Raw genomic sequence first — 12,479 nt, forward strand, 5'->3', positions numbered from 1 at the left:
CAAAGATCAGCCGAGCAGCCCCTGGTTCCCAAGAATATAAATCATCGCGAACAGGAACAACCAAACCACATCCACAAAGTGCCAGTACCACGCTGCCGCTTCGAACCCGAAATGCCGCTCGGGGGTCAATTGGCCCGCCAGTCCCCGGGCAAGACAGATCGCAAGGAAGATCGTCCCGATCACCACATGGGCCCCATGGAACCCTGTCGCCATGAAGAAACTCGACCCGTAGATCGACCCTCCGTTAAAGCTGAACATATCCTGCGACAGAACTTCGTAATACTCGACCCCCTGAAAGAAGCTGAAAATTACCCCCAGGGCGACGGTCACGATCAAGCCCCATTTGAAGCCCTCCTTATCGCCGACCTGGATCGCATGGTGAGCCCAGGTCACCGTGGTGCCGGACAACAGCAAGATCACCGTATTGACGAAAGGCAGGCCCCACGGGCTCAACGGCTCGACCCCAGGCCCCGGCCATTGCCCATCAAGGAAGTGGTATTTCGCATCGTTCTGTAAAAAGGCCGGCAACCCTTCGACATTCAGCATTTGCGTGCCGTCCGCGAGGATGATGGCCTCTCCGGCACCGGGGAACAGGGCCCCGGCGAAAAAGGCCCAGAACCAGGCGATGAAGAACATCACCTCCGACAGGATGAAAAGGACCATGCCATAGCGGAAGCCGATACGAATGACCTCGGCTGTGTTCTCACCGCGAACCGATTCCCGCGCCACGTCGGTCCACCATCCGGCCATGGTGAAAAGGACGCCGACCAAACCGATAATGAAAATCCAAGGGCCGGAAAAGCCAAACAATTGTTGTTCCGAATAGGCCCAGACGATGGCCCCGAACATCAGCACCATTGCGGCCACTGACCCGACCAATGGCCAGGGGCTGGGCTCTACAAGGTGAAAGTCGTGTTTTACGTCCCCTGCCATATCCAAAATCCCGTCTGACCGCGCGACCGTCATGCCGCGTTTATCTGAGTGTCTAGGCGGGATAGCCCCGCTTTCTTGAGAGATCAATCACTCGCTCAATCAGACAAGGTAAGGCCGTCGGTCTTTAGTCCTCGACCATAGGAGGCGTCATGTCGGGATTGGTCTTCTCGATCGTGATCTGGATCACCCGCGGACATTTTTGCTTGAATTTGACCATGGCGTCATTGACCACCGGGGACTTACGGCGAATGGTTCGCACCAGGGCCTGCACCGCCGAGAAATAGGGGGCGAGCATCGCCAGACCGAGCGCGATCATAATGAGCCCGAGGGGAATAGGCATCGGCAAGACAACAAAGCCCGCCATCACCAGCAACCCGCCGGTGATCTTGTGGATCAATGCCAACAAACTTGCGGTGACCGTTTCCACATACCCTCCCGAACTGGCCTGAACTTAATCACAGGACCGTCGAAACGCAAACCTAACCATGAGAAATGGAATGGGTCTTAACAATATGAACAGAATTTGACGCCTCAACCGGATTGTCCCTTCAAGACCCGTTCCGCCGCGGCAAAAGAGGGTCTTTGAGCGCAGCGCGGCAAGGCCCATAGAAGGCCATGGCGTATCGATCCTTACGAGAATTTCTGACTCACCTTGAGGCTGAGGGCGAGCTGATCCGCATCGCCGAGCCGATCTCCACCGTTCTAGAAATGACGGAAATCCAGCGGCGCCTGCTCGGGGTCGGCGGCCCCGCCGTGCTGTTTGAAAATCCGGTGAAGGACGATGGGTCCCCCTCGGACATCCCTGTGCTGGTCAATCTCTTTGGCACAGTAAAGCGCGTGGCGATGGCTGTGTCCTTTGGGGGCAAGGCGCGACGCTCCGCCGCGGACCTCCGCGATGTCGGGGAGACCTTGGCCTTTCTGCGCCAACCAGAACCGCCCCAGGGCCTTAAGGACGCCTTCGATTTGTTGCCGATCGCAAAGCAGGTGCTGGCCATGCGCCCCGGCTCTGTGCGGAAAGCCCCCTGTCAGGAAATCGTCGAGGAAGGCGAAGCGGTCGACCTCACCCGGCTTCCCATTCAAAGCTGCTGGCCGGGGGAACCTGCGCCGCTGATCACCTGGCCCTTGATCGTCACGAAGGGCCCTTCGGCGGCGCGAGAAGACAATTTCAATCTCGGCATTTATCGTATGCAGCGATTGTCCCGAAACAAAACCATCATGCGCTGGCTCAAGCATCGCGGCGGGGCCCAGCATCACCGCCGCTGGGGGCAAGAGAAGAAAGCCCCCCTCCCCGCCGCAGCGGTCCTCGGGGCGGATCCAGGCACCATCCTGGCCGCCGTCACCCCGGTACCCGATACATTATCGGAATATCAGTTTGCCGGCCTCCTCCGGGGTAAGAAAGTCGATCTGGTCGACTGCAAGACCATTCCCTTAAAAGTGCCGGCCGAAGCGGAAATCGTCCTTGAAGGCTATGTCTCCCTGGACGAATATGCCGAAGAAGGTCCCTATGGCGACCATACAGGCTATTACAACAGTGTCGAAAAGTTTCCCGTTTTCACGGTAACGGCGATCACCCGACGAAAATCGCCCATTTATTTGTCGACCTTCACGGGGCACCCACCCGATGAACCCTCGGTTCTCGGTGAAGCGCTGAACGAGGTTTTTCTTCCCCTTCTTCAACAGCAATTCCCTGAGATCGTCGATTTCTGGCTCCCCCCCGAGGGATGTTCCTATCGGATTGCGGTCATCAGTATGAAGAAAGCCTATGCTGGCCACGCCAAGCGCGTCATGCTGGGGGCCTGGAGTTATTTGCGACAATTCATGTACACAAAATGGGTGATCGTCGTCGACGCTGACATCGACGCCCGCGATTGGAAAGATGTCTGGTGGGCGATCAGCACCAAGAGTGACCCAGCCCGTGATATGACGGTGCTCGAGAACACCCCTATCGACTATCTCGACTTTGCCTCACCGGTCTCGGGCCTCGGCTCCAAGGTCGGCATCGATGCCACCGATAAATGGGAGGGGGAAACCAATCGGGAATGGGGCACAACCCTCAGCATGGATCCCGAAGTCGTTGCCCGAATCGATGAGTTGATGGATCGCCTCGGCCTCGAGGGAGCGAAGTTGAAATAGCGCTCTCCGCGCGCTCGCGGGGCACAGATCGTTGGCTCGACTTGATGGCTCAACGAAACGCCGCGGCGGCGGCCGTCACCGCGTCGATCGCGAGGGTCATGTCTAGCGGGGTGGTATAGGCCGTGGGGGTCAGCCGAACGCAAGCCCCCCTTGCCACGCCGGTGCGATGGACGGAAAAAACACCGTATTCGTCGAGAAGAAACGCCGCGATCCGTTGATTGTCCTCCGTACTCGTCCGTCCCTCTATCCGAAAGGCCGTAATGCCGCCGTGCAGGCGCGGCTCGTTAGGGGTCAGGATGGTCACCCCCGGGATAGGGCGGCAGGCTTCGGCCCAGAGATCCCTTAAATATCGAAACCGTGCCTCCTTGGCGGCGGGCCCTACCTTGCGGTGAAAGGCGAAAGCATCGGGGACGGTCATAAAGGCGGCGTAATTTGCCGTGCCCGTATGGACCCGCCCCTCGATCCGATCGAACTCTTCTTCATGGGCCCCGATATCGGGGGCAATATCGTCAAGGCGATCCTTCGCGATGTAAAGCGCCCCCACCCCGATCGGCGCCCCAATCCATTTGTGAAGGTTGACGCCAATAAAATCCGCCTTGAGGTCGGGCAATTGAAAATCGACCTGCCCCCAGGAATGCGCCGCGTCGACGATGACATCGATGCCCCGCGCCTGTGCCCGCTCGGTGATCTCCGCCACCGGTAGCATCAATCCCGTCCGATGACTGATATGGGTAAGGAGCAAAAGCTTCGTCCGCGGATGCGCCTCGAACGCGGCCTCATAGGTCGCGATCAGCCCCTCATACGTCGCGGGTTCGGGCAGAGCGAGTTCGACCACCTCCGCCCCCTGACGCCGCGCAAGAGCACGCATGGCCGCCTGCATCGAGCCATAGTCAAGGTCGGCATACATAACCGAGTGTCCCTTGGTGAGGGGACGATAGCCGCCGATCAAGGCCAACAGGGCCTCGCTGGCGCCACGGGTCAGGGCCAGTTCCGTCGGCTCCACCCTCAATTGTGCGGCGGTCTGAGTGACAATGTCACGATAGATCGGGCCGAATTGGCGACGGGCGAAATAGGAATTTTCCCGGTTCACCCGTTCTGTGTGCGCCTTATAGGCGTCCAGCACTGGACGCGCCATCACACCCCAATTCCCGTTTTCGAGATTGGTGACCCTATCGGTCATATCGTACTGGGTGGCGATGGCGGACCAAAAGGTTTCGTCGTCGGGACCGGTCGGTGACCCCAAGGGGCCTGTATGCAGCAAGGAGGCCGATGTCGCGGCGAATGATGCGCCCGATGAGGCGGTCGCGGTGGCCGCCACTCCTGCGGATACCAGCCGCCGCCGTGTCATGCTGACCATCGCCCCGGGCCCTCCCTCGCCCCGATACCATAGGCGTAAGGGTGGGGAGCGGGATAGCCCGAAAGCGATGATTTGCCTTTAGCGCGCTTGGGCAACCCTCACCTGGCGGATCGCGGTCCGAAGCTCGGCCTCGACCCCGGCGATGATTTCACGTTTGCACGGCCCAACACGCACATCGTCCCGCTGCGCCGTCAGGGCACGACAATAGTGGGTGGCCTCATAGGCGAGACGCTGACGGACCGCCCGCTCCCCTGCCCGCGTGACTAATTCCTGGCGGTCATAGGAGAAATAGAAATCATAGCTGATCGACGATTGAGCCTGCGCAGACCCCATCGCGCCCATCGTTGAAAAGGCCAATAAAGAGACAGCGGCAAGCGCTGCTTTTCTCGTCATAGACTTGTTATAATATTTCACTATTTTTTGTCTCCCTTATTTTTCTGATGGCATGAGAGAGTTTTATTTCATCTCAAGTGCGTCTCATTGACACGAGCCGACTATCTCGCCCGTATGTCATGAAACCGTCATAAATATGACATGGTTCCGCAAAAAGCGCAAATCGTGCGCCTTTTGCCGTGTGGCCTAGGCCGCGCAGGCATATATCTAATTGAAAAACAATGATTATTTACGGATCCGCAAAACCGCTGATCCCTCAGCTTCGGGACGCGTCAATCGCGCCCGCTCGCCCGTCTTCGCCCGCTGGCGTCGCACAGGGATCAGGACCGCCGCAGCGCCAATGGGTCAGTGGATAGGGTGAAGGGCTTTGCTGCCTTGCGCCTTCATCACCCTCCAAAAGGGTCATGGGGGGCCAGCCAAGGGCGGTCGCCCCTATGCGCAGCGGCGCTCCCGCCAGAGTTTGGCGACGGGGAGGTCCACCCAGCCGAACGCAAAGGCCGTCGCGCCATGGGCAATCAGGTGATCGAGGCGTTCCTTCGCCTCCGCGACGGTGGGGATATGTCCGATCTCGACCCACCACAGCGCGACACTGGGGTCTTCCGGCATCTCGAAGAATTCATGCTTGCGCGCGTAAAAATTCTGGTGGACCGTTTTGAACACAAAGGTCGCCAGGGCTTCGTCGTTTTCCCATACCGACATATTCACATTCATCGTCGGATCGCCAGGCCAGCTCAGGGACATGGCGCTATCGCCGGTCTCGTCCTGAAGGCGCCAGACAAAGCCTGGCATCCGCTCAGCAAGCTGATTGATCCGCGCCAAATTTCTGTAGAAATCCTGCATCGCAGGCGCATCGGGACCGCCCAACACCCGCCCGATATTGACCTGCGCGAGGTGCCTTTTCGTCGTCATCGCTATCCCCGTAGGCTCTACTCTTCGTCTCCCGAGCCTAACAGAGATCACGCTGCTGGCATATCACTTGACCCCGCGGGCGACAGCGATCGCCGAGAGAGGGGCAAAAGGCTCAGACTCCCGAAAAACCGCAGCGGACCGCCCATTAAGGGCCAAATTCATCCCTTAAGAGAGGGTCTCGTCCCCCCGGGACAACCGCCGTGCATTGGCTTGCAGGGTTTCCCGGCCCGGCGCGACGAAGGCTTCGAAGCTGTCCTCAAGCGGGCTCGCGTCGAACGGCATCTTCCATGGCGTCATCAGGAGGGTCATCCAATAGTCATTGACGGCCTGGGCCCCGGCCAGGGCCGCCTCGGCCTTTTCGGTGACCATGCGCTGGGTCTCCTCCCGGGAGGCCGGCGTCGGATTTTGCATATCAGACGCAAGTATGGGCAGCCTTGCTGCAACAACGACCCCAGCGGTCCAGATATCGAGCCAAAGATTTTGCATTGCAGCAATGTGGGGCCTGCCGCCCCTTAAGTGCAAGAGAAACTTGGCTAGCTCTGGATAATCCTTCAGGCCCCCCCCAAAGGAAGGTGACAATGACCCTCACGATTTATCATGCGAAATTTGCGCGTTCGGTCCGCCTGATCTGGGCCTGTGAAGAGATGGATGTTCCCTACACCATTGAAACCGTTGAACTTCGTGGGGACAAGAAGATATCGCCAGACGTTCACCCATTGCAAAAAGTCCCTGCGATGATTGATGGGGATGTGCATATGTTCGAAAGTCTTGCAATTCTCGATTATATACTCGCCCGCTATAACGATGCGCTGCGACCGAAACCGGATCATCCGGACTATCCGGCCTATCTCCAGTGGTACCATTTTGGCGAATCGACCCTCGCCTTCCCTATTATGTTCGCCATGGCCCATCGCGTCCTCCTCCCCGAACGGGCGCGCGATGAGAAACTGGCCCTTTGGGCGCAAGGGGAAGCCGAGAAAGCCTTTGAAGCCATGGCTGCGCCGCTTGAGAAGAACGAGTATTTGCTCCCGTCCGGCTTTAGCGCGGCGGATATTTCCTGCGCCTATATGCTGCTCCTGAGCAAATTCAGCCGGATCATGGGCAATGCGCCCGAGGCCGTGAAGGCGTATTTCGCGCGGATCGCGGAACGACCGGCATGGAAGACCGCAACGGCCGCCTAAGCGATGGACCTCCATGGCGGGCTCAGTCGGCCATCATTTCGGCCAGCAGGTCGTCTTCCAGCGCCGCCAAGATGGCTTCGTTCCCGCTGCCCGCGACGGTCTCTCGCCCGACCTCCATCATGACGGGAACGGCCATCGGCGACACGCGCGGAAGGGCCCGATGCACCAATCGGCCCTTGATTCGCGCCAGGAGAGCCGCAAGCCGCTTGATATCGAGGAACCCAGAGGCCGCATCCGTCCACGCCGCTTTCAGGAGGATGTGATCGGGTTCATGTTCTCTTAGGACGTCGTAAATGAGGGAGGCGGAGAATGACACCTGCCTTCCATTTTTCTCTGCCCCAGGATGATGTCGTTCGATCATTCCCGCGATCACGGCGCAATGCCGGAAGGTGCGCTTCATCAATTGGGCATCAGCTAGCCAGATTTCGAGATCGTCACCCAGCATGTCCTCGTCGAACAGCGCCTCCATGGACAGGTCGCTCGGATCCTGCCGCATCCAAATGGAAAGGGCATATTCAGTTGGACAGAACCCAAGCGGCTCAAGCCCGGAGCGCTCCAGCCGACGGGTCAACAAGGTTCCGAGGGATTGGTGGGCCAATCGTCCATCGAAGGGATAGCAGACGAGAAAATGCTTTCCGCCCCGGGCAAAGGTTTCAATGAGCAATTCATCCGCTGCCGGAATGAAGGATTTTCTTTGCTGAAGAGTCAGCCATTGGCTGACCTCTGTCGGGAGACGATGCCAGGTGCTTTGATCGGAGACCATTTCCCGTACGCGCCCCGCCAGGAATGACGAGATGGGGAATTTCGCCCCCTGCCAACTGGGTATTTTGGCCTCATCATCCGGTGCACGACTGACATAGACGTCCATGTCATGAACCCCTTCGAGGCGGACGACCTCGCCGGCGAAGAGGAACGTATCGCCCGGCGCCAACTGGGTGACGAACCATTCCTCGACCGTTCCCATTGTCCGCCCGCCTCGAGGCTTTCCGGCGCGTCCATTCCGAACCGGCATTCGACCGAGACGAACTTGATAGGTCGGGTTATCGATAATTGTCCCGGCATTCATCCGATAGAGTTGGGCGGTGCGAGGATCCTTGATCCGCATACGTCCATCGGGCTGCCTGACGATCCGACGATAGCGATCATAGGCGCGCATTGCGTATCCCCCGGTGGCGACAAAGTCGAGGGCCTGGTCAAAGAGTGCCCGGGGCAACTGCGCATAGGGGGCGGCGGCCCTCACTTCCTCGAACAGGGTGTCGGGCAAGAACGGCTCTGCGCAGGCCATGCCCCAAATATGCTGACACAAAACATCAAGGGCCCCGTCCGTTGGTGGCGATTCATCAAGGCGCCCCTCATCCACCGCTTCCTTTGCCGCGACACATTCCAGAACCTCGAATCGGTTCGTCGGCACAAGGATTGCCTGACTAGGATCGTCCATCCGGTGATTGGCTCTTCCGATCCGCTGGACGAGCCGGGCGGATCCTTTTGGCGCCCCAAGGCAGATCACCAGATCCACGCCCCCCCAATCGATCCCCAGATCGAGGGTCGCGGTACAGACCACCGCCCGCAGCCCGCCCGCCGCCATCGCCGCTTCCACCCGCTCCCGCTGCCCCCGCTCAAGCGATCCATGGTGGAGCGCAATCTCAAGGCCGTCATCATTCATCCGCCACAATTCCGCAAAGCAGACCTCTGCCTGGCTTCGGGTATTGGTGAAGATCAAGGTCGTCGTCGCCGTCTTGATCGCCTCGTAAATTTGCGAAAAGGCATGGCGGCCTGAATGGCCAGACCACGGAATTTTGGGGCCCGGCGTCATTACTCTGACTGCTGGCGCCGCGCCCCCCTGCCCGAGGACCAGATCGGCCACGCCCTCCCCCACCCCCTGATCGACCAGATATCGTTGCAGGGGAACCGGGTCATGGACGGTAGCGGACAAGCCAACGCTCCGCACGCCGGGGGCCAAGCGGCGAAGTCTGGCAAGACCAAGGGCGAGCAGGTCCCCGCGCTTTTTTCCCGCCAAGGCATGTAATTCGTCGAGAATAATTGTCTGTAGACCACCAAAAAAGTCGTCCGCCGAGGGATGCGCCAGAAGGAGAGATAATTGCTCAGGCGTTGTCAGAAGAATGTCGGGAGGACGGGTTCGTTGACGGGACCGCGCATGGGAGGAGGTGTCGCCGGTTCGGGACTCAACGGTAATCGGCAGCCCCATCTCTTCGATCGGCGCCGAAAGATTACGGGCGATATCAACGGCCAATGCCTTCAGCGGTGATATATAGAGCGTATGCAATCGGCGCTGGTTTCGCGGCGCCTTCGCAAGATCGATCAGACTGGGGAGAAATCCAGCAAGGGTCTTTCCCCCACCCGTTGGGGCGATCAGCAGGCACGACCGCTCCGCCTCCGCTTTTTTGATCATCTGCGCCTGATGGTCACGCAAACGCCATCCACGGGCCGCAAACCAATCTCCGAATGGCCGCGGCAACACCGTCTCATCGGTGTGGCGACGTCCCCGCGACGGCTTGGATCGATCAATCGGCTGGCTCACCCACGGAATGTTGGTTGGTCGAAAGCCTCGGTCAAGCCGCCCTGCCACACCGTCGGGTAAAGTTAGGTGATCGCGAAAGAGCCGACCACGAAAAAGGGCGGCCCGTGGGCCGCCCTTCAGTCGAAGACAATCTACGAAGATTAGAATTCGTAGCGCAGGCCAACACGGACCGACCAGAGCGAAGGCTCCGGCAGGACAAAGCCGTCATTCGGGTCTTCACGGAAGTTCGTGTAGACATATTCGTTGGTGTTCCCATCGCTGTCCACATCGCCGCTGTCGAGCGCGACATCGACGATCCGGTTGCCCGGGAAGTTCTGGTCGCGAAGGACGCCCCAGTCGCTGTTGATGAAGTTCCCGACATTTTCCATGACCAAGAAGAACTCAGAATTGTGACCGGGCATGAAGCCAGGCAATTCTTGGGCGAACTTCACGTCGAACTGCGTCCACCAATCATTGGTGCACGAATTGCGATCGAGGATTTCCCCACGGTTATCGTCGAGGCAGTCATCCTGGGAGATGAAATCCAGGAAGGACTGCGGCGCCGACGCGACCAGCGGATCGTCCGCCCCATCGGGGACATAGATCAACTGACGGGTCAGGAAGGCATCGCCGAGGGGCGAGCCGTCAAAGGCGCTGTTCCCGTAGACATAGCTGTAGGGAAGGTTCCGCGAAACAGACCCGAAGACACCAAAGCTGGTATCGAGGTCGCTGAAGAAGTTCTTCGTGTAGTTCGCGTTGAAGGTGAACCGGTGCGAGATCTCGTAATCAGAGGTCGCCGTGCCCGGATCGTTCGCATCCGCTGTGGCGAAGTTCGTATAGTTCGAGAACGCCACCGACGACGTCATCGGGTTCACGTCTTCTGCATCGGTGAAGGCATAGCCCAAGGTCCAGTCGAGCCCGAAATCATGGGATTTGTTGATCCAGGTCGAGAAGGAGAAGGCTTCGGCTTTGTCATCGGCATTGGTGAGGACAAAGTCGTTCAGGCTACTCGCCCCGTAGACCGTCCGTCCGTCCGGCGCCGTACTGGTGGACCCAAAGAGCGCATCGAGGCTCTGCACGAGAGCGGCTTCGTGGGTTTTCGAGTACAGAAGGTCGACATTCAGCGTGTAATTCCCACCGGCCCAGGCATAGGGCGTATCGAAATCATAGGTGAAGCCGAGATTGGCCTTCCACTGGGCAGGGATTTCGAAATCCGGGTCCAGCGCGTTGACCGGTCCGCCGCCATCGGCATCCTCGACCGCCTGGATGAACTCATCCGGCACCGAATAGAAGACGCCGCGCGGATCGGTCGTATAGGTGAAGTCGTTGATGTTATTCAACGTACCGTCCCCAACGCAATCACCGCTGCGGCCGCGGTTACGGCAATCGAACAAGGTCACGCCATTGTTGGAGTAGTTGTTCGAGATCCAGACATTGGGGTTGCCACCGGAGAACAGGCCAATACCGCCGCGGAAGAGCAGGTCGGGATTGTACTCGTAGGTGAAGCCGACACGCGGTTGCAGGATCGACTTACCGTCCAGGGTTTCGTCATTCCGGAACCCATAGGCCGCTTCGAAGTCCGGATTGTATTCCGGCTCGTCATCAGACGAATAATAGTCGAAGCGGAGGCCGGCAACGATGTTCAACTTGTCGTTCACCTGCCACTCGTCCTGAGCGTAGATGGTGTTGATCGCATAACCGAACTCGGCGGCGGCGTCGGCCGCATTGTTCGTGCCCGCCGCATTTTCGTAGCGGAAGCTGTCGAAGAGGCCGGATTCGAAATCATCGATGCTTTCGAAGATCCACTCCCCTTTCACTTCCTGGACGAAGAGGTTGAAGACGTCGAAATCTTCGCGCTCGGCCCCGAAGGTCAGGATATGATCGCCGAGAACCCAGTCAGCCTTGGCCTTGTAGGTCCAGAGCTCATAGCTGAGTTGGTTGGCATGGCGTGAATCGTCAGCCCCAAGATAGACAGTGCTGTCGCCGACCTCGATCTGGACTTCACCCCATTGATCGAGCCCGCCGAGCGAGTTCTGACGGTTTTGGAGATCGACATAGGACACCCGGAACTCGGTGGAGAAGGTGTCGGTCCAGTCCGAATAGAGCGAACCGGCGTAGGAATTGAGTTCCGCACCGCGCTCGTAGAAGTGGTTGAACTCCGGCAATTCATTGCCGTCGCCATCGGACGGGTCGTTGTTGAAGCCGTCATTGTAGTTATAGGTGAAGGCCGCCCGGTGACGATCGGTGATGTTCCAATCGATCTTGGCCAGGAATTTCTCGTCCTCATTCGCGAGGGCGGTGGGCAGCCTGCTGACCTCATAGCCGTATAGGTCGCTGGCGATTTGCGTGATCCGCGCAAAATCCGCTTCGCTGACGCCTTTGGCCTCGGGGGTGTTACCGCCGAACAGGTTCGACGATTCCTGCTTCTCGTAAGCGAGGAAGAAGAACACTTTGTCCTTGAGGAGCGGGCCGGACAGGGTGCCGCCATAGCGTTTGTTGGTGAACCCGTCGGTCGGGAAGGCTTCGTCGTCCGCCCGGTTACCGATCAGCGTGTCGTCATTGTAGTCGATAAAGACGCTGCCGTGGAATTCGTTGTTCCCCGATTTCGTCACCGCGTTGACGTTACAGGCGGTGAAGGAGCCGTATTCGACGTCGAAGGGCGCCAGCTCGACCGCCACCTGATCGATCGCGTCATAGGTGAAGGGGATACGCTCGGTCGGATAGCCGTTGGAGTTGAGGCCAAAGGCGTCGTTCAGCCGAATGCCGTCAACGGTGAGGGAGTTGAAGCGCGGGTTCGCACCGGCACAGAGAATGCCGTCATTCCCCTGGGTGCCGCCGGCATTGGCGTCGAGATAAACGCGGGGGTCGATCCGAACGATGTCTTTGACGTCGCGGTTGATCGAGGGCGCGGTTTCCAAGGTTTCGAGGCTGAAGGCCGTGGACGGACCGGTGGCCAGATTGGCACCGAGGCCCGGCGCGGACCCGGAAACGACGATCACGTCCTGGCCGGTATCGTCGGCAAGGTCGAAGGTTCAGGGCGGTGGTGTCACCGATC

At 59.1% G+C, this 12,479-nt stretch carries 10 protein-coding genes; 2 read left to right on the forward strand and 8 right to left on the reverse strand.

What is annotated here, in order from left to right; all coding sequences use genetic code 11:
* Positions 1-6: 6 nt before the first annotated feature.
* Positions 7-933, reverse strand: coding sequence for a cytochrome c oxidase subunit 3 (locus PB2503_RS01705; RefSeq protein WP_041535123.1), 927 nt, complete (start codon positions 931-933; stop codon positions 7-9).
* Between the two features lie 124 nt (positions 934-1,057).
* Entirely contained in the window at positions 1,058-1,360 is a 303-nt protein-coding gene (locus PB2503_RS01710; RefSeq protein ID WP_013299487.1) for a PGPGW domain-containing protein, read from the reverse strand.
* 188 nt (positions 1,361-1,548) lie between these two features.
* Here PB2503_RS01710 and PB2503_RS01715 point away from each other — a divergent pair, with 188 nt between their 5' ends.
* Positions 1,549-3,066, forward strand: coding sequence for a UbiD family decarboxylase (locus PB2503_RS01715; RefSeq protein WP_013299488.1), 1,518 nt, complete (start codon positions 1,549-1,551; stop codon positions 3,064-3,066).
* Between the two features lie 49 nt (positions 3,067-3,115).
* Here the strand turns inward: PB2503_RS01715 and PB2503_RS01720 are convergent, their stop codons facing one another.
* From PB2503_RS01720 to PB2503_RS14475, 4 genes are all read right to left on the reverse strand, one after another.
* Positions 3,116-4,423, reverse strand: coding sequence for an aminotransferase class V-fold PLP-dependent enzyme (locus PB2503_RS01720; RefSeq protein ID WP_013299489.1), 1,308 nt, complete (start codon positions 4,421-4,423; stop codon positions 3,116-3,118).
* A gap of 78 nt (positions 4,424-4,501) precedes the next feature.
* Entirely contained in the window at positions 4,502-4,816 is a 315-nt protein-coding gene (locus PB2503_RS01725; protein WP_013299490.1) for a UrcA family protein, read from the reverse strand.
* A gap of 432 nt (positions 4,817-5,248) precedes the next feature.
* A complete protein-coding gene (locus PB2503_RS01730; protein ID WP_013299491.1) occupies positions 5,249-5,725 on the reverse strand; it encodes a DUF3291 domain-containing protein in 477 nt (158 codons plus the stop codon).
* A 165-nt stretch (positions 5,726-5,890) separates the two neighbouring features.
* Complete coding sequence (locus tag PB2503_RS14475) at positions 5,891-6,094, reverse strand: hypothetical protein (protein ID WP_148235155.1); 204 nt, start codon at positions 6,092-6,094, stop codon at positions 5,891-5,893.
* Positions 6,095-6,303: 209 nt separating this feature from the next.
* Here PB2503_RS14475 and PB2503_RS01740 point away from each other — a divergent pair, with 209 nt between their 5' ends.
* Entirely contained in the window at positions 6,304-6,906 is a 603-nt protein-coding gene (locus tag PB2503_RS01740; RefSeq protein ID WP_013299493.1) for a glutathione S-transferase family protein, read from the forward strand.
* A gap of 22 nt (positions 6,907-6,928) precedes the next feature.
* Here the strand turns inward: PB2503_RS01740 and PB2503_RS01745 are convergent, their stop codons facing one another.
* Positions 6,929-9,385, reverse strand: coding sequence for a ligase-associated DNA damage response DEXH box helicase (locus PB2503_RS01745; RefSeq protein WP_049781957.1), 2,457 nt, complete (start codon positions 9,383-9,385; stop codon positions 6,929-6,931).
* Between the two features lie 200 nt (positions 9,386-9,585).
* Positions 9,586-12,423 carry a TonB-dependent receptor plug domain-containing protein gene (locus tag PB2503_RS01750; RefSeq protein ID WP_013299495.1) on the reverse strand — a complete coding sequence of 946 codons (2,838 nt, stop codon included), beginning with the start codon at positions 12,421-12,423 and terminating at the stop codon, positions 9,586-9,588.
* Between the last annotated feature and the right edge of the window lie 56 nt (positions 12,424-12,479).

The sequence above is a fragment of the Parvularcula bermudensis HTCC2503 genome (assembly GCF_000152825.2).
GTDB lineage: Bacteria > Pseudomonadota > Alphaproteobacteria > Caulobacterales > Parvularculaceae > Parvularcula > Parvularcula bermudensis.